This window comes from Pseudazoarcus sp. NS34, assembly GCF_059703725.1.
Window position 1 is genome coordinate 801,326 of the sequence record NZ_BAAKIZ010000001.1, and the last position, 25,631, is coordinate 826,956.

The window sequence follows — 25,631 nt, forward strand, 5'->3', positions numbered from 1 at the left end:
GGGGCACAGATAGCATTATTCACGGTGGGGCTCCGCGGAATCGTCGCACGGCGCAGGCGCGAGAGGCGTCCGTGCGGAAATGGTACAAGCCCCATCACATCCGGATGACGTGCCTCCCGTCGGACCGATAGACGGGAAACGGGTCAGGATGGGGGATCGACCCGAAGATGGATCATCCGGGATTTGGGCTCAGGAAGCCTTGAGGCAAGCGTTTCCGGATGTATCTGCGCAGCCAGCATGAATCGGCTTCGACTCGCCGGACCGAGCGGCGCATGCGCGGCGAAAGCCCTGCAGCAAGGGTTTGCGAGTAATCCCAACGTTCGCGCTCACAGCCATGGTTGAGCGTCTTTGCAAGGGCCTGGACGGCGGCTATCCGTTGATGGGCAGCCGGGGCACGACGACGCATTTATCGAATCCACGTTGTGCGATTTTGCACAGATTCGTTACGAAAGCCCCGCTCCGCGCCCCGTTTGGGCGCTTACGGAAGACGTGATCAAGGGATCAGTTCCAACAGATGCCGCACCATTCGACCCACTGGCCGCACTTGGTCCCGCCGGCTGAGCGGCTCACGGCATCGCGGATGGGGTCGCACTGCTTCAGCGAAGGAAGCCTAGTCTGCAAAGCCAAGCAGGCGCTGGCTGATGATGCGTGCGGCGACGGCTTCCGGCACCTCCGCTTCCCAGCCGCCGCGGCCGCGCGCGATGGCGTTGAACACCTCACCGGCGTCGATGTGCAGCAGGGATTCGTTGCAACGTTTCACGCCCACCAGTTTGCCGTTCTCGACCAGATGGGCCAGCAGGTGGCGCAGATGGGCCGGCACCTCGACGGTGTCGAGCGTCACCAGAGGCGCATTGCCGTCGGGACGCGACGGGTAAACGTATACGTGGGTGTGATCGGGAAAAAGCTTGCCGAAGGCTTCGAGCATGCCGCCCTCCAGCCCCTCGTAGTAGTTCTCGTCGAACAGCCGCGCAAAGTCTCGCACCGACAGCACGATGCCGATGGGCTCGCGCGTGTAGCGTCGCAGGTAAGCGCGCAGGCGGAAGAAGCGCACGTAGTCCGAGATCATGACCGTGTAGCCACACTCGCTGAGCAGATCGACGCGGGCGAGGAAGTCGGCAGCATCAACATCGCCTCCGGCCACCAGCGAGTTCATCGTCACTTCGGCGAGCGCCACGGTGCGGGTTTCGTCCACTTCCGACACCTGCGCGAACTGCGCCAGACCGGCGCCCATCATGTCGACGTTCACTTTGGTCACGGGCTTGAAGCTGCCGCGCATCACCATCACCGGTTTGCGGTAGAACAGCTCGCTCGGCACGACCACCTCACCATCCGGCGCGAAGATCACCGCGCGGGTGAGCCAGCTGCGAATCAGGTGCAAATTCATCAGCCGATTCTCCACGCCCGCGAAGCCCGGGCCGGAGAAATGGATGAGATCGACCTCGATGCGCTCGGAGCCGAGGTTGTCGGCCAGGCCCTCGACGATCCATTCGGGTCGCTCGGTGTGAAAGAAGGCGCCGTGCACCAGATTCACGCCGAGAATGCCGAGCGCTTCCGACTGCTGCGCGTTGTCGTGATCGAGCATGCGCACGTGCAACACGATGTCGCTCGGCTCGGCACCGGGTGCATGTTGCAGGCGCAAGCCGATCCAGCCGTGACATTCGTTCTGCTGACGGAAGCTGCGCGCCGTGACCGTCGCCGCGTAGGCAAAGAACTGCGTGCCAGCAGAGCGTTTGGTGGACAGCCGGTTGGTGACCTGCTGAAACTCGTGCTGCAGCATCTGAGCGAGGCGTGCGCGACTGACGTAACGGTCGACCGAGCCGTAAATATCGTCCGACACCGCCATGTCGTAAGCCGACATGGTCTTGGCCACGGTGCCGGCGGCGGCGCCGACCTGGAAGAAGCGCCGCGCCACCTCCTGACCCGCGCCGATCTCGACGATCGAGCCATAGCTGCGTTCATCCAGATTGACGGCAAGCGCCTTCTGTTCGGTGGAGAGCGTGGTGTCGCGTTCCTGCATGGCGTAACTCCCGGTCGTGTCGTCGCATGCTGCAGCGCGCAATGATACGCGAGGGCGTCACAGCCTCCCACGACCACCCATGCACCGTAGCGGCGCGGCGGCGCCCATGAACAGGGCGCAACGCACCAACATGATGCGTGCATGCAAAACGACGCACCTTTATGATGCATGCGCGCAGACATTCGCACCGTTATTGCGCGCAAGCCATTGATCCATAAGCGTGCGGCACTCTGGCACGCGACGTGCTAAATGCACGCCACATCCAGATTTCAAAGGGGTTTTCGTCATGGAACAGTTCCAGACCTCGGCCGACGTGCTGTTCGTGCTGTTGGGCGCCATCATGGTGCTCGCGATGCACGCCGGCTTTGCCTTCCTCGAAGTCGGCACCGTGCGCAAGAAGAACCAGGTCAATGCGCTGGTCAAGATCCTCGTGGATTTCTGCGTCTCGGCCATCGCCTACTTCTTCGTCGGCTACGCCGTGGCCTACGGCATCAACTTCTTCGCCAGCGCCGAGGCGCTGACCGACAAGAGCGGCTACGACCTCGTCAAATTCTTCTTCCTGATGACCTTCGCTGCGGCCATCCCGGCTATTGTTTCGGGCGGCATCGCCGAGCGCGCGCGCTTCTATCCGCAACTGGCCGCCACCGCGCTGCTGGTCGGTCTGGTCTATCCGTTCTTCGAAGGCATCGTGTGGAACGGCAACTTCGGCCTCCAGGACTGGCTTGAAGCCAGTTTCGGCGCGACCTTCCACGACTTTGCCGGCAGCATCGTGGTGCACGCCGTGGGGGGCTGGATCGCGCTTGCCGCGGTGCTGCTGCTCGGCGCACGCAGCGGCCGTTACCACACCAATGGCGGCATTGCCGCGCATCCGCCGTCCAGCATCCCGTTCCTGGCGCTGGGCGCCTGGATTCTGACGGTCGGCTGGTTTGGCTTCAACGTGATGAGCGCGCAGACCGTCGAAGGCATCAGCGGGCTGGTGGCGCTGAACTCGGTGATGGCCATGGTCGGCGGCACGCTGGCCGCACTGGTGACCGGACGCAACGACCCGGGCTTCGTGCACAACGGCCCGCTGGCCGGCCTGGTGGCGATTTGCGCCGGCTCCGACATCGTGCATCCGATCGGCGCGCTGGCCATCGGCCTGGTCGCCGGCTTCCTGTTCGTGCAGCTGTTCACCCTCACGCAGAACCGCTGGAAGATCGACGACGTGCTCGGCGTGTGGCCGCTGCATGGCCTGTGCGGCGCCTGGGGCGGCATCGCCGCTGGCATTTTCGGCAGCACGGCGCTGGGCGGACTGGGCGGTGTGAGCTTCATGTCGCAGCTCATCGGCTCGCTCGCCGGGATTGCTTTCGCGTTCGCTGGCGGGCTGCTGGTGTACGGCGTGATCAAGCTGCTGGTCGGGCTGCGGCTGGATCAGGAACAGGAATTCCGCGGCGCCGACCTGTCCATCCACAAGATCTCGGCCACGCCGGAACGCGACGCCAGTTTCTGACCAGATCGAAATTCGGCACCACGGCCGCGGGTATCATGCCCGCGGCCGTTTTGTTTTTTGAGGTGCGCATGCAGACCCTGATTCCGCCCCCGCTGATTGCCGCGCTGGTGGCCGCGCTGATGTGGCTGACCGATATCGCCCTGCCGCGCGCGCGCTTCGAACTGCCGCTGCGCGAGTGGCTTGTCGGAGGGCTGGCGGCACTCGGACTGGCCTTGATGCTGCTGGCTGTATGGGCGTTTCTGCGCGCGCGCACTACCGTCAATCCGCTCCGTCCTGAGCGGGCTTCCAGCCTGATCACCACAGGCGTGTTCGCGCATTCGCGCAATCCGATCTATCTCGGCGACCTGCTTTGGCTGGTGGCGTGGGGGCTGTGGCTGGGCAACGCCGCCGCACTGCCGCTGGCGGTGCTGTTCTTCGTGTGGATCACGCTGGTCCAGATCCGCGCCGAAGAGGCCGCACTGCGCGCACGCTTCGGCGCGGCGTTCGAGGAATACTCCAGAAGCGTGGGGCGCTGGCTGTAAGTCAGCTCGCCTGAGGCGCGCGGTAGTGGTCCTGCGTCATCAGGTCCACGCCGCAGGGCAGATTCTCGATCCACTTCAGGAAACGTTCGACCATCTCCTTGCCTTCGAAACGGGCACCGTGCTGCGGCACGATCATCTCCACATCGAGCGTCCGCACCATGTTGGCCCAGAAGCGGCAGATCTTGTTCGACACCATGTAGCGGCTGTGAAAGCCGTGCATGTGCCGTACATGGGCGTCGAAATCGCGTACTGGCTCGGCGGCCTCGTCGTGGTCGACCATTGAAGCGCCCATGTCACCCGAGAACAGGATTTTCGACACCGGATCGTAGAACTGGAAGTTGCCCTCGGAATGCATGAAGTGCGCCGGCACGGCCTGCAGGCCGCACTGGCCGAGGCGGATGATCATGCCGCTGTCCGGGATGCCTTCGATGCGCGCTGAGTAGTCCTTGCCGGAGGTGAAGTGCGGCAGGAAGCGCACCCACAGCTTCGAGATCAGCACCCTGCACGGCGTGGCGATCATCCACTTGTTGAGCGAAGCGATGATGTCCGGATCGGCGTGCGATGCCAGGATGTAATCCAGATTGCGCGACGGGAAGTAGCGCTGCATGCCCATCAGCAGGCCGGCGTGAGTCATGTTGCCGCCAGGGTCGAGGAGCGCGCCGTGCCCGTTGTCGACGATCAGGAATTGGTTGGACTGCACCGCGTGGTCGCCCTCCTCGTCGACGAGGTCGTAGAACGCGAGGCAGGCATGTTTGCCATTGTTGAAAAGCTCGACTGCCATCTGGACTCCGCTTCAAACCGCGGTTGCGGTGGAGCCCGGAATGTACGCGAGGGCACTGGCGCCGTTGTTGCCAAACGCATGACCTTTGATCGAGGTCAAACCTCGTCCGGCGCGCACTCAACGTAGGCCTCAGGCACGAAACGTGGCGTGCACAGCGCGAGGAAGATGAGCTCTTCCCGACCGACGTTGGCAATGCGCTGCGGCGTATCGGGCGGAATGATCACCACGCTGCCCGGCCCTACTGCCTCGACGATGCGTGAATCGGGCGCGCCCAGCTCCACCCGCCCCTCGCCGGACAGCACGACGTAGCGCTCGGTCACGCCTGCCAGCCGGTGCCAGCGCGTGACCACGCCGGGCATCACCCGCGCACGCGCCACCGACAGCGCCGGGTCGTCGGCCGTGTTTGACCATTCGCTGATGTAGCAGCCTTCGCGGAAGTAGTATTCGCCGCCCTCGTCGTGCCGGATGCTCGCGCGCATCAGAAACTCGACCCCGGCTGTTGCAGGAAGGTCTCCTCCTCCGGCGTGCTGCTGCGCCCGAGGATGCGGTTGCGATGCGGGTAGCGTCCGAAGCGGTCGATGATGTCCTTGTGGGCAAGGGCGAATTTCAGGTTGCCCTCAAGCCCGGGCTGGTCAAACAGGCGCACGGCAATGACCTGCATGGCGGCCGATTCGCTGTGCATGTACGGCATGTACAGGAATGCACGCTCAGCGCCCGACAGCACCTTGTCGGCGCCGGCACGGACGGCCTCCTGAGCCAGCACCAGCGCCATGCCGTCTGTCGCGAAGGCTCCGGGTGCGTCGCGGTGGATCTGGCGCGGAAACTGATCGAGCACGATGATCTCGGCGAGCCGCCCACGCGGTGTGTCGCGCCAGTCAGACAGCTCGCCGCGCGAGCCGGCGACAAGCGTCGCGCCGAAGCGCTGCGCGATGGCCAGATCGATCCCCTCGTCCTTGCGCCACCAGTCGCGTGGCTGGAGTTCGTTGAACCAATAGTGCAGGATGTCTTCAGCGTTCATCGGCGGGCTCGCTTCGGCGTGACAGGAAGGGTGAGCCTAATCGACAACATGGTCCGATACACTGTTCCGCATGACGCGCCCCCCACGCGAGGGGCACTATGTTTGGCACCAGAAATCACGAATGGAGGTCACCATGGCCACACGCGAGATCACCGCTGAAAACTTCAACGAGATCGTCGACGCCGGCGGCATCGTGTTGCTCGACTTCTGGGCCGAGTGGTGCGGCCCGTGCCGCGGTTTCGCGCCAACCTTCGAAGCCGCATCCGAGAGCCATCCCGACGTTGTCTTCGGCAAGGTCGACACCGAAGCCCAGCGCGAACTGGCGTCTGCCTTCCAGATTCGCTCCATCCCCACCATCGCGGCCATCCGCGAGGGCGTGATGGTATTCCGCCAGTCCGGCGCCCTGCCGGCCAATGCGCTTGAGCGCGTGATTGCAGGCGTGCGCGAACTCGACATGGACAAGGTCCGCGCCGAGGCGGAGGAAGACCCTCCGGGCTGAGACATGTCCCCGATTGCCCTTTAAATGCGGCACCGGAAAGCCGCCCGATCGATTGCGACGGGCGGCTTTGTTTTGGCTGCGGCACTTGCGCGATGCTGTTCCTCGACCCCGCCTTATCGCTCGAACAAGAGGCCGAGTTCGGCCACTCCAAGCTCCACGACAACGAACCAACGGCTGCGCGCTATCGCGCCTTTCTGGCGCGCACGCTGGCAACCGTGGCGCAGCGCGTCGTGCCGCCCGCGCGAGGAGTTTGGCCGCCTGTGGAGCATGCTGAAGCACGGTGGAGTGCTGATCATTCAGATCCGACGCGTGCTCAATGACACACGTTTCCGTGCCTGAAACTACCGCTGCGACCCCACTCATGTCGTATTCTTCTCGGACTCCAGTTTTGCGTGGCTTACCCGCCGCTGGAAGGCGCGTCTGGTGCTGCCACACGCGGACGTCGCAGTACTCGAGAAATCCACCGAAAAGGTGCGAGCCGAGGGGGAGGAGAAGCATGAGATCGATCGCCATCGCGGGCGTGTTTGCCCTGCTGGCCGCTGGCCCGGGAGGCGTCCAGGCTCAGTCCGACGCCACGCCCGCCATCGAAGTGGAGGTGCTGGCACGCAGCACGCAAAGCTGGGACGGCAGCGCGCTGCCGAACTATCCACGCGCATCCCCGGAAATCAGTATTCTTCGTATCCGCATCCCGCCGGGCACCGCGCTACCGCTGCACAAACACCCGGTGATCAACGCCGGCGTGTTGCTGACGGGGCAGCTCACGGTGGTCTCGGAAGCGGGCGACACGCTGGAAATGAGGGCGGGCGACGCCATCATCGAGCTCGTCAACAAATGGCACTACGGTCGCAACGACGGCGATACGACCGCCGAAATCGTGGTGTTCTATGCCGGTATCGGCGGCTTGCCCGTCACCGAGAAAAAGTAGCACGCAGTCCTGCAGGCCGCGCCTCGATGCACGGCCGCAACAATAATCAGATCAATCCGGAAGTGGACAAATGAAAAGACGCACCTTCATCGCAACGGCTGCCGCCGGCATCGCAGCGGCGCCGTTCATCACCCCAAAAGCCTCGGCTTCGCCCCGCTCAGGTCCGGTCCTGCTGACCATCAGCGGCGCTTTTCCGGGCGGCAACCGCGGCCCGAGCGGCAAGCTCGACCAACTGATGGAAAAGCATGGTGTCGAGTTCGAGCGTGCCCATGCCTTTGACTTCGCTGCGCTGTCTGCACTGCCGACACATTCCATCCAGACCGTTGTCGAGTACGACGGCGCGACGCATGGCATCAGCGGTCCGCTGCTGACCACGGTGCTGACCGCCGCCGGTGTGCGCGTGCACGACGGCTTGCTGGTTCTGCGGGCCGTCGACGGCTACGGTGCGCAACTCACGATCGACGAGGCGCGCGAACTGCAATTCATCGTCGCCACGCACATGGATGGCGCGGCGCTGTCGATGGGGGGCGTCGGCCCGCTGTGGGCCATGTACGATCCGGCACGCGCGCCGGGCATGATGGACAAACCGCTGGCCGAGCGTTTCGCGCGCTGCCCGTGGGGGCTTTATCACATTGAGGTGATGCTGGCCTGAAGCCGGCTCAGGCGTGGGCCGGGCGCAGCACCGGCGCCTCGCGGATCGGCAGATTGATCACCGCGGCGGCGGCGGCCAGCGCCATGTCGGCGTACCACATCCACGTGAAGTCGCCCAAGGTGGTTACCGCCAGCCCACCCAGCCAGGCACCGAGAAAGCCGCCGATCTGGTGCGAGAACACCGTCAGCCCGAACAGCGTACCCATGTGCCGCACGCCGAACAATTTGCCGACAATGGCAGCCGTCGGCGGCACCGTCGCCAGCCAGGTGAAGCCCAGGCCGGCGGCGAACAGATAGAAGGTCAGCGGCGTCTGCGGCGACATCAGATACACCGCAATCAGCAAGGCCCGCGAGGCATACATCGCCGCCAGAACGTGCTTGCTGCGGTAGCGCGAAATGCACGCGCCGGCGTACAGGCTGCCGAAAATGTTGGCCAGCCCGATAATCGCCAGCGACCAGCTCGCCACTGTTGGCGGCAGCCCGCACAGCGCCACTTCGGTCGGCAGGTGCGTGACCAGAAAGGCAATGTGGAAGCCGCAGGTGAAGAAACCCAGATGCAGCAGCAGATAGCTGCGGTCGCCTAGCGCCGCACGCAGCGTCTCGCGCACGCCACGCTCGTCACCGGCCTCGGCCGCGCGCGGGGCCGGCGCGCCGGTGAGCTTGCGCACCAGCGGCAGCGCCGCCAGCGTCATCACCGCCATCGCCCACAGCGAGCCCATCCAGCCAACAGTCTGGATGAGCTTTTGCAGCAAGGGCGCGAAGACGAACTGACCGAACGAACCTCCGGCGTTGATGACGCCCGAGGCCGTGCCACGCGCGCTCGCCGGCAGACGTTGCGCAGCCGCGCCGATCAGCACCGAGAAGCTGCCCGCGCCAGAGCCGATGGCGGTGATCAGGCCCAGCGAAAGGATCAGACCCCAGGTCGAATCCATGAAGGGTGTGAGCGCGGCACCGAGCGCCAGCAGCAGCAAGGACACCACCAGCACCGGCGCCGGCCCCCAGCGATCCGCCGCCGCACCAGCCAGCGGCTGGATCGCGCCCCATGCGAACTGCCCCACTGCCAGCGCCAGGCTGATGCTGGCGATGCCCAGGCCGGTCGCGGTGTTGAGCGGGCCGACGTAAAGCCCCAGCGACTGGCGCGTGCCCATCGTCACCATCAGGATGCCGGCGGCAGCGAGGGTGACGACGAGGAGGTCGGGGCGGGCGATCGAGCGGAACATCGTGAACCTCCGGGCGAGAGCGACATCGTCGCCCGCCCTCACGAGCCATGACTGAGATCTCGTGCGTTCAGGCCTTGGCGAATTCAGCCCAGCGTCACGCGCGCCTCACCGGCACCGAGCCGGCCGATCACCCAGCCGTCGTTACCTTGCGCCGCGCGAATCGCGGCCAGCACTTCGCCTTCCGCAGCCGGGTCGCAGGCAATCAGCAGACCGCCGCTGGTCTGCGGGTCGGTGACGAGTTTTTGCAGCCATTCCGGCGCATCGCCCGGCAGCGTCACCGCGTCGCCGTAACTGGCCCAGTTGCGCGTCGAAGCGCCGGTTGCAACGCCGGCCTTGGCCAGTGCCAGCGCGGCGTCGATGAAAGGCAGGCGCGCGGCGTCAAGCTGCGCCGCCAAGCCCGAAGCGCGGCAGATCTCCAGCAGATGGCCGGCCAGCCCGAAGCCGGTGACGTCGGTCAGCGCACGCACGCCGGGCATCTTGGCCAGCGTGGTGCCGACGCGGTTGAGCGTGGTCGTCCAACGCAGCATCTCGGCGTAATCGTCCGGCGAGAGCTGGCCTTTCTTGAGCCCGGCCGAGAGCACGCCGATGCCCAGCGGCTTGGTCAGAATCAGCGTGTCGCCGGCCTGCGCGCCGGCATTGCTCTTGACCTCCGCCGGATCGACCACGCCGAGCCCGACCAGCCCGTAAATCGGCTCGAGCACGTCAATGGAGTGCCCGCCGGCAATCGGGATCCCCGCGTCGCGACACACCGAGGCGCCGCCTTCGAGAATGCGGCCGATGACTTCCGGCGACAGCTTGTCGATGGGCATGCCGACAATCGCCAGCGCCATGATCGGCTGCGCGCCCATGGCGTAGACGTCCGACAACGCGTTGGTGGCGGCAATGCGGCCGAAGTCGAAGGGGTCATCGACGATCGGCGTGAAGAAGTCGGTCGTGGCAACAATGGCCTGGCGGTCGTTGAGGCGATAGACCGCCGCGTCGTCCGAGTGCTCGGTACCGATCAGCAGATCGGCCGGCACGAGGCCGGGCGGCATTGCCGAGAGCATGCGCGACAGCAACGCAGGTGCGATCTTGCAGCCGCAGCCACCGCCGTGGGAGAACTGGGTAAGTCGGATGTCGTTCATCGGAGGTCCGCTTCGAGGCCCGCAGGATGGGGCAGAGCGGGGATGCTAGCGTGCGCGCTGCAGCGCGGCAAATCGGTCGGGCAATTCAGTGAATCGAAAGGTGGCGGCAGGCAAATTCGTCCGCCGGCAGGGCCTGACCGAACAGCCAGCCCTGCGCCTCACCGCAGCCCGCGGCGGTGATCTCGTCGAGCTGCGCTTCTGTCTCGACCCCTTCTGCCACCACCTTCAGGCCGAAGGCCGCCGCCAGCGACACGATGGCCTGCACGATGGCGGCATCACGCGCATGGCCCGGATGGTCGCGCACGAAGCCACCGTCAATCTTCAGCCGCGACAGCGGCAGATCACGCAAGTGTCCAAGCGATGAACAACCGGTGCCGAAATCATCCAGCGCCAGACGCACCCCCAGCGCACCCAGCCCGCGCAGGTTGGCCGCCACCTCGGGCGAGTGCACCAGCAGCGCGCTCTCGGTGATCTCAAGCTCCAGCCGCTCGGGCGCGATGCCGTGGCGCTCCAGGCAGCACGCGACCGAGGCCGTGAAGTGAGGGTCCTGCAACTGACGCGCCGAAAGGTTTACCGACAGCGAGAAGTCGTCATCCTGCACTATCCAGGCTGCGGCATCACGGCAGGCCACATCAAGCACCCAGGCCCCGATCTCGCCCATCAACTCGCTCTGCTCGGCAACCGGGATGAAACGGCCGGGCGGAACATCGCCGAGATCGGCGCTCTTCCAGCGCAGCAAGGCCTCGGCGCCGGATACGCGGCGCGTGGCCGAATCGACCTTGGGCTGGTAGTGCACATACAGTTCGCCGCCGGCCAGGGCGCGCCGCAAGCCGGTCTCGATGTCGAGCCGCTCGCGCGCCTGCACTTCCAGCTCGGGCGAGAAAAAACGCCAGCTGCCACGGCCGGCGGCCTTGGCAGCATATACGGCGGTATCCGCCGCACGCAGCAGCGCGCCGCCGTCGGCACCATCCCTGGGATACAGCGCGATGCCCACGCTGACCCCGACGTTGAGCGTGTGGGCATCGATGCCGTAGGGCTCCGAGAGGCGACGGATGATGTGGTTGGCTGCACCGACCGCCGCCTCTGCATCACAGTGCGCGATCAGCGCGACGAACTCGTCTCCGCCCATGCGGCACACCGTGTCGCGGTCACGCACTGCGGCGCGCAAACGCGAGCCGACGATCCGCAACAGCCGGTCGCCGATTTCGTGACCGAGGCTGTCGTTGACGGTCTTGAAGTGGTCGAGATCGCAGAACAGCACCGCAAATGACTGCTGCGTGCTGCGTGAGCTTTCGATAGCTTTTGCCATGCAATCGTTGAACAGGCTGCGGTTTGGCAAGCCGGTCAGCTCGTCGAAGTGGGCGCGCGTGGTGAGCTGGCGCTCGGCATGCAGAATGCGCCGGCGCAGCCCGAGCGTGAGCAGGCAGGCGGCGCCGAAGGCAATGCCGGCAACCACGACGATGAGGCTCATGTAGCGCATCATGCGGATGACCAGCACCTGCTGATCGGCGAGAATGCGCAGCTCACCCAGCTTCGGGCCGGTGGCGGGAAGGGACAGGCTGACGCCGGGGCTCAGGGCGCCACCGTCCGGTTGAGCGAAATCCGGCGGCACCGCGCCCTGCATCGATTCCGCAGCCAGAACGGTGAAGGTGCCGGCCGGATCGGAACGCAGCAGCGCCGCTTGACCGATCAGCGGATGCGAAGCCAGGTCGTTGAGCAGACTACGGGCCGAACTCGCGTCATCGAACTCAAGCGCGGCGGCAGCGCGCGCCGACGCAATGCGGGCTTCCGCTTCAAGCGACGAAACGATGTGCCCACGGCTGTCGACATACTCGAAGGCCACCAGCAGCGAGGCGGCCACGATCAGCGCGAGGCCGGCGGCGAACATTTGCAGCCGCTGACTGGCACGCGGGATGCCGAGCGTCATGCGACGAGGAGCCGCTGGTAGGCGGCAAAGCGAGAGGTGAAACAGCCTCGGGTCCGGGTCATGCGATCCTCATTACGGGGACAAGGGTTTCCAGGACGTGCTGCGATTGGCGGATTTTACGTAGTTTTTCCTAACATCCAAGAGGCATTGCCGGCATTTTCGGGTTTGGGGCGTGCAATAGCACCGCTATCGACGAAGCCGTTTGCCCAGGAGGAGGATGGATGCAAAGCATTTGTGTGTACTGCGGTGCGGCACGCGGGCGCGGAGAGGTGTACGCGGAAGGCGCGCGCAGCCTGGGGGCCGAATTGGCCCAGCGCGGCCTGCGGCTGGTGTATGGCGGCGCCTCGGTCGGGCTGATGGGCGTCGTTGCCGATGCGGTGCTGGAGGCCGGCGGGGAAGTCGTCGGCGTGATCCCCGAATCGCTGATGCAGAAAGAACTGGCCCACCCCGGCCTGACCGAACTGGTCGTGACACGCTCCATGCACGAACGCAAGACCGTGATGGCCGACCGCTCCGACGGCTTCATCGCGCTGCCCGGCGGCATCGGCACCTTCGAGGAACTGTTCGAGATCTGGACCTGGGCGCAACTCGGCTTCCACCGCAAGCCCTGCGGCGTGCTCAACGTCGCCGGCTACTACGAAAAGCTGCTGGCCTTTCTCGACCATGCGCGCGACGAGGGCCTGCTGGCGCCCAGCGTGCGCGAGGTGCTGCAGGTCGCCGACACGCCGGCTGCGCTGCTGGAGCGCTTCGCCGACTGGCAGCCGCCCAACGTAGACCGCTGGCTCGGCCGCGGCGAGGTGTAACACCCATCACATAGGCGTAGAATCCGCGCCTTTTCAGGGACGAATCGATCATGGCGAGCAGGCACAGCACCGGCGTGAAGGGCTTCTGCGCCGACCTGTTCAGCGTGTACTTCACGCTGCTCAAGGTCATGGTGCCGGCGCTCATCGTGGTCAAGGCGCTCGATCTGCTGGGCGGCACCCGCTGGCTGGCCGTCGCGCTTTCACCGGTGATGTCGCTGGTCGGCCTGCCCGACGAAATCGCCATCGTGTGGGCCGCTGCGCTGCTGGTGAACATCTACACCGCCATGGTGGTGTTCTTCGACGTCGCGCCGCAGATCGGCTTGTCGGTGGCGGAGGTGACGGTGCTCGGCACCATGATCCTGGTCGCCCACTCACTGCCCGTTGAGGGCGCCGTGGCCAAGGCCGCCGGCGTGTCCTGGCGCGCCACCCTGGCCATCCGCCTGGGCGGCGCACTGGCGCTCGGCGCGCTGCTCAACCTCGGCTACTCGGCCAGCGCCACGCTGCAGCAACCCGCGCGTTTGCTGTGGCAACCGGCCGGCCCCGCCGATAGCAGTCTGCTCGCCTGGGGCCTCGCCCAGTTGCAGATGCTGGCGCTGATCTTCGTCGTCATCGCCGCCCTGATGCTGTCGCTCAAGGCGCTGCGCGCACTGCGCGTCGAGCGCTTCATCCACGCCCTGCTCGCCCCCATGCTGCGCTTCATCGGCATCAGCCGTGAGGCCGGCCACATCACGGTGATCGGCTTCACGCTGGGCATCAGCTTCGGCGCCGGGCTGCTGATCCGCGAGGCCCGCTCGGGCGTGCTCAACCGCCGCGACATGTTCCTGACCATGGGCTTTCTCGGCCTGTGCCACAGCGTCATCGAAGACACCCTGCTGATCGTGCTGCTCGGCGCCGACCTGTCCGGCATCTTGTGGGCGCGCGTGGTCTTCGCGCTGCTGGTGATCGCCGTGCTGGCACGCTTGCCGATGCTGGACCGACGATTGCGCGAGGCCCCGGCGCAGGGGTAGCCTCGGGGAGTCGCCCACTTCACGGAAAGCACCGATGAGCAGCCCCCGCCTCGTCCCCGACATGAGCCTCGAAGTGCTGCAGCAGCGCGCAAAGGGCATCCACCTGCCGGGCCACTTCGGCATCGAATTTACGCATTTGGAGCCCGGCCTGGTGCGCGCACGCCTGGCCGTGCGCCCCGAGCTGATGGCCAGCAACGGCTATCTGCACGCCGCCACGGTGATCGCGCTGGCCGACACGTCCTGCGGTTTCGGCACCGTCGCGCACCTGCCCGACGGCGCCTCCGGCTTCACCACCATCGAACTCAAAAGCAACTTCCTCGGCACCGTGCGCGAAGGCGCGATCCGCAGCGAGGCCCGCCCGGTGCACGCCGGGCGCACCACGCAGGTGTGGGACGCGGAGGTGTTCGACGAAACCACCGAGCGGCGCATCGCGCTGTTCCGCTGCACCGAGATGATCCTGTACCCGAAGGGCTAAACCTGCTGGATCGCGTCGAGCCGGGCCAGCGCGGCGTCCCAGTCGATTTCGCGTGAGGTGTCGACCGGCACCGCGGGCTCGTCGGCGCCCAAGGACTCGCGCGTGGCGAGTTGGTGTTCGAGCACCTGTACGTCCGCGTCGGCAGCGTCCAGCCCTTCAGCAGCGCGTTTGGCAACGCGCTCACGCAGCACCTCGGGCGGCGCATCGAAAGCCAGAATCGCAAACGGCACGCCCAGTTCGCCGGCCAAGGCGCGGAACTGATCGCGCTGGGCGCGCTTGAGAAAGGTCGCGTCGACCAGCGCCGGGCGTCCGGCCGCCACCACGGCACGCACGATGTCCTGCAGCCGCGCATAGGTGCGCTGCGTCATGTCCGCCGAGTACAGGCCTTCACCAACAGCCGCCGTGGCGCGTTCGCCAGCCTTGAGACCCGCCAGCCGCTTGCGCTCGACATCCGAGCGGATACGGATCGCACCGCGCCGCTCGACCAGCGTGCGTCCGCCAACACTCTTGCCGGCGCCCGACGGGCCGCTGGCGATCCACAGCGCCGCTTGCCCGGCGTCGATGCGTGCCAGCGCGTAGTCAAGGTACAGCACCAGTTCCTCACGGCAGGCGACGGCTTCGTCGCCCTGCGCCTGTCGCATGCGGATGGCGGCGACCTTGGCGCGCACCATGGCGCGGTACACCACGTAGTAGGCCAGCAGCGGCAGACCATCGTAGTCGCCGCCGGCTTCCAGCCAGGCGTCGAGGAAGACGTTGGCGAGGTCGGCGCGGCCGCGTGCCTCGCAGTCCATGACGAGGAAGGCGACGTCGGCCATCACGTCGTTCCAGCGCAGTTGCGGGTTGAATTCGATGCCGTCGAACAGCCGCGCGCGGCCGTCCAGCCACACGATGTTGGCCAGATGCAGATCGCCATGACACTCGCGCACAAAGCCATCGGCCAGCCGCGCATCGAAGGTCGCCGCGAGCCGGCGCGACTGTTCCGCGCTCCAGGCCTCCAGCCGGCCAATGCGTTCGAGCAAGACAGCGTCCGACACCAGCTCGCGCATCTGGTCGAAGTTCTGCTGTACCGGAAAGACCACCGCCTCGGCCGTGCCGAAGCCTTCGCCGGGCCGGGCCACGGCAACGCCGGAATGGAAATCGGCCACGTGGCCGGCAAGCGCGTCCATGTGCGCCGCTGTCAGCCCGCCATCCGCCAGCATGTGCGCGAACAGCCCGCCCTGATCAAAGCGGCGCATACGCACAGCGAATTCCGGCGCGCCGTCGACGGGCCCGATGCGCGCGTCCGCGCCGCCATACACGCCGACCACGTCCTCGTAAATCTCCGGTGCAGTGCGACGATTCAGGCGCACTTCCTCCGCGCACATCGCGCGGCGGCGCTCCGCCGTGGAGAAGTCGAGAAAGCCCAGATCGAGCGGCTTCTTGATCTTGTAGGCAAAGTCGCCGGCGAGGATCACCCACGAGGCATGGGTTTCGATGCACTCGATGTCACCGGCCGGGTGCGGAAAGCGGCCGTTACGCGCGAGGTTGTCGATGGCGACGGAGCTGATCATGAGTGCGGCCCGGAAAACGTTGCAGGAATGCGATTTTAATCACCATCGAGGACCGAAGGACGTGCCCGGGGTGACTGTAAGCGCATGTTTCTATGGCAGCATGCCAACCCTACACAAGCGCATGGTCGTCGCATAGAGAATCTCCGACGAGCACCCTGCAGTTTCCCCGGCGCGACCGGAGTCTCGAGCGCAACTACACGCTCGGCGACAGTTCATAGAATGGGTTACACCGGATGTCGAGATTTCGCCTGATCCTGGCATTGAGCATCACTGTGCTCTCAGGACCAAGCCTGGCAGCTGACGCAAGTTACGACGCCCTCATCCGAGGCGCCCGTGCCGGCGACCACCGTCCCGCGCTGGAGTGGTTCCGACAGCAGACCGAGCTCACCCCCGCCCAACGACTTGATCAACTGCTGATCAGCTCCTGGGCCGGCCTCGACGAAGCCGTTGTCCAGCTCTACGAACAAGACACGGCCACTCTTGCCCGTCAGCAACGTGCCCGCGAGGCCGTTGCGCTTGCGCTGCGCAACCTGCAGCAATGGAACGCGTCCGCCGCGATGTACCGCGAGCTGGTGGCACAGCACCCTGACCGTATCGACCTGCGTCGCGCCCTGATCATGACGCTGGCCGACGGTGGCGACTCCGATGAAGCGCTGCAACGCAGTGCTGCCTGGGTCAAGGCCTCGCCGCAACATGCCGAGGCCCGCCACGCCCGTGGCTACGCGCTGATGCGCGCCAGCGAGCAATACGCCGCGCTGCGCGAATTCGACCGGGCTACCCGGCTGGCGCCCGCCGACGCCTGGCTGGAGGACGAGTACCTGCTCGCCCTCCAGCGTGCCGGCCTGCCCCGGGCTGCACTGGAACGGGACACTTCCCGCCTGAGTGCTGCCGACCGGCGCACCCTGCAGGCGGATCTGCTGGCCGAGCGTGTGATGCTCTCCAGCACCGCGTCCCGGCGTGAGAGCGAGCGCTTCGAGCTTGCCGATCGTGCCCTGCAACAGGCCGACACCTTGCTGAGCGCATGGGCCGATGACGACGCTGCGGCGGCCGATCGCCAACGCGTGCGCATCGACCGCCTTGGCGCGCTCTACTCGCGGGTGCGTCTGGCCGAGCTGCGCGTCGATGCCGAGGCGCTCATCGCCGAGGGTGTGGCCCTGCCCGACTACGCGAGCCGCTGGTACGCAGGTGCTTTGCTCTATTCGCGCCAGCCCGAACAGGCGGGCGACATCTACGCCGAGCTCATCTCGCGCAGCAACGACCGCGATTTCAACTGGCTTGCCGACCACCAGGGCTTGTTCTATTCGCTGGTCGAGGCCGAACGCCTTGATGAGGCCCTGGCCCTGAGCGAGCGGCTGCTGGCCGGCCAAGCCGAGCGGGTTCGCGTCCCCGGCACAGACCAGGTCAGGGTGAACGACGGCTGGGTCGAAGCTCGCGCAATGCGCGCGGACGCCGCGCTGTTCGCCAACGACCTGCCCGCCGCACACGCGGCCTTCAAGGCGCTCTCGGACCAGGCTCCGGCGAACAGCAATTTCCGCGTAAGCCGCGCCCTGATCGAACAGTATCGGGGCTGGCCGCGCCGCGCAGAAGGCGAGCTCAAGCTGGCCGAAGTTTCCGCCCCGCTCAGCCTGTCGACCCTCGCCGCACAAGCCGGCAACGCGCAGACGCTGCGCGAGTGGGCGCGTTTTCGCGAGCTCACCGAACACCTCGTCGAGCATTTTCCGGAGTCGCTGCAGGCCCAGCGCCTTCAACGGGCGCTGCGCATTCACGACATGTACGAGTTTCAGGCCGAGGCTTCCACCGGCCGCAGCCGCGGTGGCGGCGCGCTGGGCGATAGCGATCTGTCCGTCGAAACACGCCTCTACAGCCGCCCGCTGGCCGAGCATTGGCGTCTGATGGTCGGGGCCGGCTATGCAAGCGGCAGCTTTCAGGAAGGCGATGGCCATCACCGCTGGCAACGGGCCGGAGTTGAATGGACCGGCCGCGACCATCGGGTCGAGGCCGACGTTTCGCGTCAGAACTACGGCGACGGCGTCCGTGCCGGCCTGCGCATCGCGGCAGCACACGACATCAACGACCACTGGCAGATTGGCTGGGAATGGGCCGAACGTTCGTTCGAAACGCCGCTGCGCGCGCTCAACAGCGGCGTCGATGCCGACCTGCGGCGGGCCTATGTCCGCTGGTATGGCAGCGAACAACGCGACTGGCGCGCCACCGTCACCACCATGGGATTTTCCGACGGGAACCGTCGCGTCGCAGCCCAGCTTGACGGCCGCGAACGGCTGGCCAGGTGGCCGCGGGCGCAACTTGATCTCGCCATGTCGTTCGCCTCCAGCCGCAACAGCGCGCCGGACGAGGGCCCCTACTTCAGCCCCGAATCCGAAGCCAGCGCGATGGCCACACTGCAACACACAAGCATCCTCTACCGCCGTTACGAAAACGTCTGGCGGCAACTCGTCCAGGTCGGGCTGGGACGCTATCACCAGAAGGGATTTGGCTCCGCCGCCATCGGGATGGTGTCCTACGGACAACGGCTGGACCTGCACGACCGCCTCGCGACCGGCTTCACGCTGAGCCTGAACAGCCGCCCCTACGACGGCGAGCGCGAACGGGATCTGCGCCTGACCTTCGACCTGAGCTACCGATTCTGAGGCCGACCATGCGCTTGTTCCGACCCTTTTTGCTGCTCATCTGCCTGGTCTTGCTGGCCGGCTGCGCCCGTCATGCAGCTCCACCATACACCCCGCCGGACGAACGCCGCCAAGCCACCCCCGAAGCCCCGTGGCCAGCCGGAAAGGTGCTGGGCCTCGCCTACCATTCCGTGGCCGACCGGGATCCGGACAACAACTTCATGACGGTGCGCACCGCCAACCTGATCCTGCAGCTGGCCTGGCTGCGCGAGAACGGCTACCGCGCCGTCTCGGTTGAGCAGATTCTCGCGGCGCGCAGCGGTGGCGCCGCCCTGCCCGAAAAGGCCGTACTGCTGAGCTTTGACGACGGTTTCAGCGACTTTGCCGAGCGCGTGCTGCCTGTGCTGCGGGCCTACGGCTGGCCAGCCGTGCTGGCGCCGGTGGGTGCCTGGTTGCGTACACCCGCCGACCAGCCCGTCGACTTCGGTGGGCTGCCGGTACCGCGTGAGCACTTCCTCAACGCCGAGCAACTGCGCGAAATCGTGGCCTCCGGTTTGGTCGAGCTGGCCGTACACACCGACGACCTGCACTTCGGCCACCAGGCCAACCCCCAGGGCAATGTCCAGCCCGCCGCTGCCACGCTGGCCTACCGGCCGGCCGAAGGCCGTTATGAAACCCTGACGGAGTACCGCAGGCGCATCGACAACGATGTCCAGCGCATCAGCGACACCATCCGTGCCATCTCGGGCCGCGCACCCCGCGTCTGGGTCTGGCCTTACGGGGAGGCCAGCGGCATGGCCCTGTCGATTATTGGCGAGCATGGCTACCAGATTGCGCTGACGCTGCAGTCCACGCTCAGCGACATGACCACACTCGACAGCGGCGGACGGTGGCTGATCGATGGAGACCCTCAGATCGACCGCTTCGCGCAGCAAGTCACGCGCATCGAGGAAAAGGGCCCGCATCGCGTGGTGCATGTCGACCTGGACTACGTGTACGACCCGGACCCCGCACAGCAGGAAGCAAACCTCGGCCGGCTGGTACAGCGCATCGCCGACCTGCGCGTCAGCACGGTGTTCCTGCAGGCCTACGCCGACCCCACGGGTGACGGCACGGTGCGGGAGCTGTATTTCCCGAACCGCCATCTGCCGATGCGAGCCGATCTGTTCAACCGCAGCGCCTGGCAGCTGCGTACCCGCGCCGGTGTCGAGGTGTACGCCTGGATGCCGGTTCTGAGTTTCGATCTCGATCCGGCCCTGCCGCGCGTCGAGAAGTACGACCCGGCCACCGGCACGACCGTCGTGAGCCCCGAGCAGTATCGACGGCTCTCACCGTTCGATCCGCGCGTGCGTCAGGCCATTGGCGAGATCTACGAAGACCTCGCCGCCCACGCAAGCTTCGCGGGCGTGCTGTTCCACGACGACGCGCTGCTGTCCGACTACGAAGACGCCAGCCCGGCTGCGCTGGCCGCCTACGCGGCAGCAGGGCTGGGGGACGACATTGCGCAGTTGCGTGCGGACGACGCGCAACTGTGGCGCTGGACGCGCTTCAAGAGCCGCGCCCTGACCGACTTCACGCTGGAACTTGCCGCTCGGGTGCGTGCCATTCGCGGCCCGCAGGTCAAGACGGCGCGCAATCTGTTCGCGCTGCCCATCCTGGATCCATACAGCGAGACGTGGTTCGCGCAGAACCTCGACGACTTCCTCGCCGCCTACGACTGGACCGCGCCAATGGCCATGCCACTGATGGAAAGCGTGCCGGTTGCGGAATCGGAAGCCTGGCTCGCAAGCCTCGTGCGCACCGTAGCCCAGCGCCCCGGCGCACTGGAGAGAACGCTCTTCGAACTGCAGGCACGCGACTGGGCCACGACGCCGGGCCGCCCCGTTCCCGCCGAGCTCCTGCAGCGCTGGATGCGCGCGCTGCAATGGCACGGCGCGCGCCATTTCGGCTACTACCCCGATGACTTCCACAACGATCAGCCGCCGCTGGATGCAGTGCGTCCGATGCTGTCCAACGCCTGGGTCCCCGCGCAATGAAGGACCGATTCCTCGCATACCTGATCCTGCTGACGGTCACCGTCGGCCCCCTCGCCGTCGCGACGGTGCTCACTGGCCAATTGCTGCTGAACTTCGTATTCCTGTACCCGTTGCTGATGTCCGCCCTGTGGATCGCGGGCGGCCTCTATTTCTGGCTGCACTGGGAACGCCGCTGGCCGTGGCGCACGCCGGAGCACGATGTCGCGCCGCCCGAGCTAAACGGCCAGCCTCTCGTATCGATCATCATCCCGTGCTTCAACGAGGGCGAGAACGTTGCCGAGACGCTGGAAGCCGCTTTGGGCCAGCGTTACCCGAACATCGAAGTCATCGCCGTCAACGACGGATCACAGGACGATACGGGCGCCCGGCTGGACGCGCTCGAGGCCACGAACCCGCGCCTGCGTGTGATTCATCTTGCGCAGAACCAGGGCAAGGCCATCGCACTGCGCATGGGCGCCCTGGCGGCGCGCAGCGAGTACCTGGTGTGCATCGACGGCGACGCCGTGCTCGACCGCGACGCCGTGCCCTATCTCGTGGCCCCGTTGATCAACAATCCGCGCGTCGGAGCCGTCACCGGCAACCCTCGCATCCGCACACGTTCGACACTGATCGGGCGCATCCAGATCGGCGAGTTCTCATCGATCATCGGGCTGATCAAGCGCACACAGCGTGTCTATGGCCGCGTGTTCACCGTCTCGGGCGTCGTGGCCGCGTTCCGGCGCAGCGCGCTCGACCGGACGGGCTACTGGAGCCCGGACATGATCACCGAGGACATCGACATCAGCTGGAAGCTCCAGCTCGACCACTGGTCGATCTTTTACGAGCCACGCGCACTGTGCTGGATCCTGATGCCTGAAACCCTGCGCGGCCTGTGGAAGCAGCGGCTGCGCTGGGCCCAGGGCGGCGCCGAGGTGCTGATGAAGAACGTGCTCAGCATCTGGAAATGGCGCCTGCGCTACATGTGGCCGCTGTTGCTCGAGTTCAGCCTTTCGGCGATCTGGGCTTTCACCTTCGCCATGACCATCCTGCTGTGGTTCTCGGGTCAGTTCGTGGAGCTGCCCGAGAGCATGCGGGTCGAACAGATCGTGCCGCCCGCGTTCACCGGTTTGTTGCTGGCGAGCGTCTGCCTGGTTCAATTTGCCCTCGCCCTGCTCATCGAACGGCGTTACGAGCCGGACCTGCTGCACTGGCTGGTCTGGATCATCTGGTACCCCACCGTGTACTGGACGATCACGCTGTTCACCACCCTCGTCGCCCTGCCCAGGGTCATGCTCCGGCAGCGTCGCAAGCGCGCTCGCTGGGTCAGCCCGGACCGGGGAATCCGCAGAGATACTCGATGATCATACGCACGCAGCAACACTGGTTCGCCCGAGCCATCGACCTCATCCTCACCCTCGTGGCGTGGGGGGCCTTCATCTGGCTGGTATCCGATGGCATCCACCACGCATCGTCGCACGACGAGCTGCACCCGCTGACCGACCTGTCTTCGCAGTTGTGGCTCTCGGTGCAAAGCCTGGCGCATTACCTGCTGGTGGCGGTCGGGGTGTGCATCGCTCTGCTGGCGTGGGCCAAATACAATCAGGTGCGCGCCGGGCGCTATCAGCGCCGAAAGCGGATTCCCGACATGAGCGAAGAGCGCCTGGCGGACAGCTTTCGCATCGACCACGCCTTGCTGCCCCTGCTGCAGAGCGAAAGCCGATTGACGCTCTACCACAACGAGCACGGCGACCTTGACCACGCCTTCGTCCACCGGCTCGAACACATGGTCGAAGTCCGGCGCTCCAGCGGCGCCCCGACGTCGTCACCCACCTAAATCGCCGCTGTGCCCCATTCCGCGTCGGGCGTGCAAGGACAATCCCGCCCGAACGCGCTAGGCTTGCCCTAACAGGACACCCGGAGCCCCTCTTGGCTGGCAGCAACAACACCCCGCGCATCGTCGCGGCGATTCTCGGACTGGTCTTCTTCGCGCTGATCGGCGCCTTCGTGGCGATGGCGATGATCTCGCGCGACGAGGTGCGCATCAACGCCGTCGGCCCGCTCGGCAAGGCGCCGGGCATCGAACGTGGCGGCGTGCGCTTTTCCGGCACGGTGCATGTGTGGGAAGTGGTCGGCAGTGTCGGCACCGATCACGCTGGCAACGCCCGGCTGGAACTGAATCTGCGCGGCCCCAATGGGCAGCCACCCGATGCCGGGCTGCAACTGGCGGCCAGCTTCGTGCGCCCCGAAGAGGGTGCGACGGCCATTCCCGTCAGGCTGCAGCGCACCGGGCGAGGCGTCTATAGCGGCAGCGCTGCGCTCAGCGGTAACGGCCCCTGGCTGCTGCGGCTGAGCGTGCCCGACATCACCGGCGTGCTGGCCTTCACGGTCGATCCCTGAGCCACGGCGCGAACAGTGCCTCGGCATTGCGCCACAGCAGACGCTCCTGCACCGCGGGAGCAAGCTGGCCAACCCACTGCCGGATGTCGCCCACGACCTCGCCGTAGTTGCGCCAGCGATTGGTGCTGAAGGTGTCCGCCGCGACCACGAAACGCTCCGGATACGCCTCGAACACCTCGCGCCATTCGGGCAGCAGCCGCCCGTCGGGCGCAATGCGCTCGTCGCGCACCGAAGTGTCTATCCACAACGCCCGCCCGGCATTACGTTCCAGCATCTGCGTGACGATGCCGGGCGCCGGCACGGTGCCCAGATGCGCCCACAACACACGAAGGTCGGGCGCGATCTCGAAGGCGCGCTCGACCACTAGCGGGTCGCCATGGATCAACAGCATCAGATCATGAGCGGCAGCAATGCGCACCAGCTCGGCGAACACCGGGCTATCGACATCGCGCGCAAACAGATGCAGCTCGCCGATGCCGGCCCAACCGCCTTCGGCCGCACGGGCGGCAACGCGCGTCGGCAGGTCGCGATCGTGCATCCACAGCGCCTTGCCGGCATGCGATGCATACACGCCAAGCAGCGGGATGACGCGTTCGGGCGCATGCGCGTGCAGGTCGCGTGCGTGCTGCCACGGCGCGCCGGAAACCACCACCCTCGACACACCCGCCGAATCCAGGCGCGCAATGACGTCCTCCGGCGCCAGCGCCACGGCGTCCTCGGCGGTGTAATGGGAATGCGCGTCGAGCAGCGCAGTGTCGGCAAAAGCCGCGGTGCTCAGACAGAGCATTACGAGGAAGCAATTCACGGCGCGCATGCCTTATCGAGCCTCCAGCCAAGGCGAGGTTCCCGCCACCACACCGAAAACCCACGCTGCATGGCACACTGCGATCGCGCAAAACGGAGACGTCATGCAGCGCCGAGTCACCCACCTCCTGACCATACTGGCGGCTGTCGTCGCGTTAGCCGCGCCGACCACGCTCGGTCTCGTGCTCAGCCACCAGCAGGCGCTGGAAACCACCACGCAACGCGCGCTCGATCTCGCCCGGGATGCCTTGCGGCGTGCCGAAGAAACCAGTGATCAGATGGAGGCCGGCATCGCGCAGCTCGCGGCGCTCGGAACCGAGCACCCCTGTTCGCCGGCGCACCTTGAGGCAATGCGCCAGATCGATCTGTCCTTCACCTATATCCAGGCCATCGGCCATATCCGCGACGAGCATCTGGTCTGTTCATCGATTTCCGGTTCGGAGAGCGGCGATGGCCTCAATCTCGGTCCGGTCGACCACGTCACTGCGCGTGGCGTGCGTATCCGCAATGCCGTCAGCCTGCCGTTCGCGCTCGGGGAAACCTTCATCGCCGTCGAGCGCGACGGTTTCGCCGCGATCCTTCACAGGAAGCAGTCCCTCGACATCAGCGGCGCCAACCGCAGCACCGCAGTGGGTGTGGCCACCCTCGGTAATCGCACGTTGATCACCTCCCGCGGCCATCTTGAACCTCACTGGCTGGACGCCATCCCCAACCTTCCGGAGGTCACCTTTGTCGATTCCGGGCATCTCGTCGCCATCGTGCGTTCCCAGCGCTATCTGATCGCGGCGATCTCGGCCATTCCAACCAGCGAGATCACTCAGTACACGCGCTCGGCAGCGACATGGCTGGTGCCGATCGGGCTGCTCGCAGGCCTGCTGCTGGCCGCCGCCGTGTACCAGCTCCTGCGCCTGCAGCAACAACTGCCGTCGGTCATCCGCGGGGCCTTGCGCCGAGACGAGTTCTTCATGGTCTATCAGCCCATCGTCGCGCTCGACAGCGGCGTCATCATCGGTGCCGAGGCCCTGATGCGCTGGCGCAACCGCGAGGGCCACCTCGTGCCGCCCGATGTGTTCATTCCGGTCGCGGTCGAATCCGGCCAGATCACGCATCTGACGCGCCGCGTGATCGAGTTGCTCGAGCGTGATCTCGAAGGCATGTTCGCCCGCCATCCCGACTTCCGGGTTTCGCTGAACCTCGCCGCCGAAGATGTCTGCAATCCCGACACGCTGCCGCGCCTCGCCGAGCTGCAGCGCAAGACCGGGGCCCGCCCTGGCAACATCGTGGTCGAGGTGACGGAACACAGCTTGCTCGAAACGCAGCAGGCGCAGCAGGCCATCGCGCATATGCGGGACACCGGTGTGCCGGTCGCCATCGACGATTTCGGCACGGGCTATTCCAGCCTTTCGGTGCTGCAGTCGCTGCAGGTGGACTACCTCAAGATCGACCGCAGCTTCGTCGAAACGGTGACCACCGAGGCGGTCATCAGCCAGGTCGTCCCGCACATCATCGACATGGGCAAGAGTCTGGGGCTGCGCATGATCGCCGAGGGCGTCGAGACCGCCGAGCAGGCCGATTATCTGGGTGCGCAGGGCGTGCAGTTTGCACAGGGCTGGCTGTTCAGCCGCCCGGTGGATATCGAAACTCTTCGGGCGCGCCTGCAGCGCGGCGTTGGCGACTGAATCCCTGCGGAACGAAAGCGTCACCCGAGCGGACAAAGACAGCGCACAAGCCGCTCACAACGCGGCATCATTGCGCCGTCGCGCAGCACTGCGCACCTTCGG

Annotated in this window: 24 protein-coding genes; 15 read left to right on the top strand and 9 right to left on the bottom strand. The window is 66.2% G+C overall.

The features are described from left to right. Positions 1-610: 610 nt before the first annotated feature. Entirely contained in the window at positions 611-2,017 is a 1,407-nt protein-coding gene (locus AC6H0N_RS03830) for a TonB-dependent receptor (protein ID WP_497572730.1), read from the bottom strand. Positions 2,018-2,303: 286 nt separating this feature from the next. Between AC6H0N_RS03830 and AC6H0N_RS03835 the strand changes: the two genes are divergently transcribed. Beyond that, a complete protein-coding gene (locus AC6H0N_RS03835; RefSeq protein WP_497572731.1) occupies positions 2,304-3,506 on the top strand; it encodes an ammonium transporter in 1,203 nt (400 codons plus the stop codon). Between the two features lie 68 nt (positions 3,507-3,574). Next, the gene (locus AC6H0N_RS03840; protein ID WP_497572732.1) at positions 3,575-4,027 is read left to right on the top strand and encodes a methyltransferase family protein; all 453 of its coding nucleotides are present in this window, start codon (positions 3,575-3,577) and stop codon (positions 4,025-4,027) included. 1 nt (position 4,028) lies between these two features. Here the strand turns inward: AC6H0N_RS03840 and AC6H0N_RS03845 are convergent, their stop codons facing one another. From AC6H0N_RS03845 to AC6H0N_RS03855, 3 genes are all read right to left on the bottom strand, one after another. Beyond that, complete coding sequence (locus tag AC6H0N_RS03845; protein WP_497572733.1) at positions 4,029-4,808, bottom strand: oxygen-binding di-iron domain-containing protein; 780 nt, start codon at positions 4,806-4,808, stop codon at positions 4,029-4,031. A 95-nt stretch (positions 4,809-4,903) separates the two neighbouring features. After that, positions 4,904-5,287, bottom strand: coding sequence for a cupin domain-containing protein (locus tag AC6H0N_RS03850; protein ID WP_497572734.1), 384 nt, complete (start codon positions 5,285-5,287; stop codon positions 4,904-4,906). Continuing rightward, positions 5,287-5,826 carry a DUF924 family protein gene (locus AC6H0N_RS03855; RefSeq protein ID WP_497572735.1) on the bottom strand — a complete coding sequence of 180 codons (540 nt, stop codon included), beginning with the start codon at positions 5,824-5,826 and terminating at the stop codon, positions 5,287-5,289. The genes AC6H0N_RS03850 and AC6H0N_RS03855 overlap by 1 nt, the downstream gene beginning before the upstream one ends. Positions 5,827-5,959: 133 nt before the next feature. On the opposite strand from AC6H0N_RS03855, the gene trxA reads away from it, so the two are divergent. From trxA to AC6H0N_RS03875, 4 genes are all read left to right on the top strand, one after another. Further along, the gene (gene trxA, locus AC6H0N_RS03860; RefSeq protein ID WP_497572736.1) at positions 5,960-6,325 is read left to right on the top strand and encodes a thioredoxin; all 366 of its coding nucleotides are present in this window, start codon (positions 5,960-5,962) and stop codon (positions 6,323-6,325) included. 92 nt (positions 6,326-6,417) lie between these two features. Further along, on the top strand, positions 6,418-6,645 hold the full coding sequence (locus tag AC6H0N_RS03865) for a hypothetical protein (protein WP_497572737.1): 228 nt from the start codon (positions 6,418-6,420) through the stop codon (positions 6,643-6,645). A gap of 176 nt (positions 6,646-6,821) precedes the next feature. After that, the gene (locus tag AC6H0N_RS03870) at positions 6,822-7,250 is read left to right on the top strand and encodes a cupin domain-containing protein (protein ID WP_497572738.1); all 429 of its coding nucleotides are present in this window, start codon (positions 6,822-6,824) and stop codon (positions 7,248-7,250) included. Positions 7,251-7,320: 70 nt separating this feature from the next. Then, entirely contained in the window at positions 7,321-7,902 is a 582-nt protein-coding gene (locus tag AC6H0N_RS03875; RefSeq protein WP_497572739.1) for a putative pterin-binding protein, read from the top strand. 7 nt (positions 7,903-7,909) lie between these two features. On the opposite strand, the gene AC6H0N_RS03880 is transcribed toward AC6H0N_RS03875, so the two are convergent. From AC6H0N_RS03880 to AC6H0N_RS03890, 3 genes are all read right to left on the bottom strand, one after another. Then, a complete protein-coding gene (locus AC6H0N_RS03880) occupies positions 7,910-9,121 on the bottom strand; it encodes an MFS transporter (RefSeq protein ID WP_497572740.1) in 1,212 nt (403 codons plus the stop codon). Between the two features lie 83 nt (positions 9,122-9,204). Then, on the bottom strand, positions 9,205-10,245 hold the full coding sequence (gene selD, locus AC6H0N_RS03885) for a selenide, water dikinase SelD (RefSeq protein WP_497572741.1): 1,041 nt from the start codon (positions 10,243-10,245) through the stop codon (positions 9,205-9,207). An 85-nt stretch (positions 10,246-10,330) separates the two neighbouring features. Continuing rightward, complete coding sequence (locus AC6H0N_RS03890) at positions 10,331-12,172, bottom strand: putative bifunctional diguanylate cyclase/phosphodiesterase (protein ID WP_497572742.1); 1,842 nt, start codon at positions 12,170-12,172, stop codon at positions 10,331-10,333. 221 nt (positions 12,173-12,393) lie between these two features. Between AC6H0N_RS03890 and AC6H0N_RS03895 the strand changes: the two genes are divergently transcribed. Genes AC6H0N_RS03895 through AC6H0N_RS03905 form a run of 3 tightly spaced genes read left to right on the top strand, consistent with a single transcriptional unit; the run spans position 12,394 to position 14,457 of the window. Then, a complete protein-coding gene (locus AC6H0N_RS03895) occupies positions 12,394-12,975 on the top strand; it encodes an LOG family protein (RefSeq protein ID WP_497572743.1) in 582 nt (193 codons plus the stop codon). Positions 12,976-13,025: 50 nt separating this feature from the next. After that, positions 13,026-13,982: a hypothetical protein gene (locus tag AC6H0N_RS03900; RefSeq protein WP_497572744.1), complete on the top strand. Its 957-nt coding sequence runs from the start codon at positions 13,026-13,028 to the stop codon at positions 13,980-13,982. A gap of 34 nt (positions 13,983-14,016) precedes the next feature. Beyond that, complete coding sequence (locus tag AC6H0N_RS03905) at positions 14,017-14,457, top strand: PaaI family thioesterase (RefSeq protein WP_497572745.1); 441 nt, start codon at positions 14,017-14,019, stop codon at positions 14,455-14,457. Here AC6H0N_RS03905 and AC6H0N_RS03910 read toward each other — a convergent pair. Beyond that, positions 14,454-16,007 (bottom strand): bifunctional aminoglycoside phosphotransferase/ATP-binding protein, encoded by a 1,554-nt coding sequence (locus tag AC6H0N_RS03910; RefSeq protein ID WP_497572746.1) that lies wholly within the window; start codon positions 16,005-16,007, stop codon positions 14,454-14,456. The two genes, AC6H0N_RS03905 and AC6H0N_RS03910, sit on opposite strands and share 4 nt — an antisense overlap. Positions 16,008-16,240: 233 nt before the next feature. On the opposite strand from AC6H0N_RS03910, the gene pgaA reads away from it, so the two are divergent. The 5 genes from pgaA to AC6H0N_RS03935 all read left to right on the top strand — a co-directional run bounded on the left by pgaA (position 16,241) and on the right by AC6H0N_RS03935 (position 23,046). Then, positions 16,241-18,655, top strand: a complete 2,415-nt coding sequence (gene pgaA, locus AC6H0N_RS03915) for a poly-beta-1,6 N-acetyl-D-glucosamine export porin PgaA (RefSeq protein WP_497572747.1) — start codon at positions 16,241-16,243, stop codon at positions 18,653-18,655. 8 nt (positions 18,656-18,663) lie between these two features. Beyond that, positions 18,664-20,670 (top strand): poly-beta-1,6-N-acetyl-D-glucosamine N-deacetylase PgaB, encoded by a 2,007-nt coding sequence (gene pgaB / locus AC6H0N_RS03920; protein ID WP_497572748.1) that lies wholly within the window; start codon positions 18,664-18,666, stop codon positions 20,668-20,670. Beyond that, positions 20,667-22,010, top strand: a complete 1,344-nt coding sequence (gene pgaC / locus AC6H0N_RS03925; protein ID WP_497572749.1) for a poly-beta-1,6-N-acetyl-D-glucosamine synthase — start codon at positions 20,667-20,669, stop codon at positions 22,008-22,010. The genes pgaB and pgaC overlap by 4 nt, the downstream gene beginning before the upstream one ends. Beyond that, the gene (gene pgaD, locus AC6H0N_RS03930) at positions 22,007-22,483 is read left to right on the top strand and encodes a poly-beta-1,6-N-acetyl-D-glucosamine biosynthesis protein PgaD (protein ID WP_497572750.1); all 477 of its coding nucleotides are present in this window, start codon (positions 22,007-22,009) and stop codon (positions 22,481-22,483) included. The genes pgaC and pgaD overlap by 4 nt, the downstream gene beginning before the upstream one ends. Before the next feature lie 92 nt (positions 22,484-22,575). Then, entirely contained in the window at positions 22,576-23,046 is a 471-nt protein-coding gene (locus tag AC6H0N_RS03935) for a FixH family protein (RefSeq protein ID WP_497572751.1), read from the top strand. Here AC6H0N_RS03935 and AC6H0N_RS03940 read toward each other — a convergent pair. Further along, complete coding sequence (locus tag AC6H0N_RS03940; RefSeq protein WP_497572752.1) at positions 23,030-23,860, bottom strand: amidohydrolase family protein; 831 nt, start codon at positions 23,858-23,860, stop codon at positions 23,030-23,032. The two genes, AC6H0N_RS03935 and AC6H0N_RS03940, sit on opposite strands and share 17 nt — an antisense overlap. A gap of 94 nt (positions 23,861-23,954) precedes the next feature. On the opposite strand from AC6H0N_RS03940, the gene AC6H0N_RS03945 reads away from it, so the two are divergent. Further along, the gene (locus AC6H0N_RS03945; RefSeq protein ID WP_497572753.1) at positions 23,955-25,529 is read left to right on the top strand and encodes an EAL domain-containing protein; all 1,575 of its coding nucleotides are present in this window, start codon (positions 23,955-23,957) and stop codon (positions 25,527-25,529) included. The last annotated feature ends 102 nt before the right edge of the window (positions 25,530-25,631 follow it).

Coding starts and splice junctions, on each gene's coding strand:
- AC6H0N_RS03830 (WP_497572730.1), bottom strand. CDS start 2,017: ATGCAGGAACGCGACACCACGCTCTCCACCGAACAGAAGGCGCTTGCC.
- AC6H0N_RS03835 (WP_497572731.1), top strand. CDS start 2,304: ATGGAACAGTTCCAGACCTCGGCCGACGTGCTGTTCGTGCTGTTGGGC.
- AC6H0N_RS03840 (WP_497572732.1), top strand. CDS start 3,575: ATGCAGACCCTGATTCCGCCCCCGCTGATTGCCGCGCTGGTGGCCGCG.
- AC6H0N_RS03845 (WP_497572733.1), bottom strand. CDS start 4,808: ATGGCAGTCGAGCTTTTCAACAATGGCAAACATGCCTGCCTCGCGTTC.
- AC6H0N_RS03850 (WP_497572734.1), bottom strand. CDS start 5,287: ATGCGCGCGAGCATCCGGCACGACGAGGGCGGCGAATACTACTTCCGC.
- AC6H0N_RS03855 (WP_497572735.1), bottom strand. CDS start 5,826: ATGAACGCTGAAGACATCCTGCACTATTGGTTCAACGAACTCCAGCCA.
- trxA (WP_497572736.1), top strand. CDS start 5,960: ATGGCCACACGCGAGATCACCGCTGAAAACTTCAACGAGATCGTCGAC.
- AC6H0N_RS03865 (WP_497572737.1), top strand. CDS start 6,418: ATGCTGTTCCTCGACCCCGCCTTATCGCTCGAACAAGAGGCCGAGTTC.
- AC6H0N_RS03870 (WP_497572738.1), top strand. CDS start 6,822: ATGAGATCGATCGCCATCGCGGGCGTGTTTGCCCTGCTGGCCGCTGGC.
- AC6H0N_RS03875 (WP_497572739.1), top strand. CDS start 7,321: ATGAAAAGACGCACCTTCATCGCAACGGCTGCCGCCGGCATCGCAGCG.
- AC6H0N_RS03880 (WP_497572740.1), bottom strand. CDS start 9,121: ATGTTCCGCTCGATCGCCCGCCCCGACCTCCTCGTCGTCACCCTCGCT.
- selD (WP_497572741.1), bottom strand. CDS start 10,245: ATGAACGACATCCGACTTACCCAGTTCTCCCACGGCGGTGGCTGCGGC.
- AC6H0N_RS03890 (WP_497572742.1), bottom strand. CDS start 12,172: ATGACGCTCGGCATCCCGCGTGCCAGTCAGCGGCTGCAAATGTTCGCC.
- AC6H0N_RS03895 (WP_497572743.1), top strand. CDS start 12,394: ATGCAAAGCATTTGTGTGTACTGCGGTGCGGCACGCGGGCGCGGAGAG.
- AC6H0N_RS03900 (WP_497572744.1), top strand. CDS start 13,026: ATGGCGAGCAGGCACAGCACCGGCGTGAAGGGCTTCTGCGCCGACCTG.
- AC6H0N_RS03905 (WP_497572745.1), top strand. CDS start 14,017: ATGAGCAGCCCCCGCCTCGTCCCCGACATGAGCCTCGAAGTGCTGCAG.
- AC6H0N_RS03910 (WP_497572746.1), bottom strand. CDS start 16,007: ATGATCAGCTCCGTCGCCATCGACAACCTCGCGCGTAACGGCCGCTTT.
- pgaA (WP_497572747.1), top strand. CDS start 16,241: ATGTCGAGATTTCGCCTGATCCTGGCATTGAGCATCACTGTGCTCTCA.
- pgaB (WP_497572748.1), top strand. CDS start 18,664: ATGCGCTTGTTCCGACCCTTTTTGCTGCTCATCTGCCTGGTCTTGCTG.
- pgaC (WP_497572749.1), top strand. CDS start 20,667: ATGAAGGACCGATTCCTCGCATACCTGATCCTGCTGACGGTCACCGTC.
- pgaD (WP_497572750.1), top strand. CDS start 22,007: ATGATCATACGCACGCAGCAACACTGGTTCGCCCGAGCCATCGACCTC.
- AC6H0N_RS03940 (WP_497572752.1), bottom strand. CDS start 23,860: ATGCGCGCCGTGAATTGCTTCCTCGTAATGCTCTGTCTGAGCACCGCG.
- AC6H0N_RS03945 (WP_497572753.1), top strand. CDS start 23,955: ATGCAGCGCCGAGTCACCCACCTCCTGACCATACTGGCGGCTGTCGTC.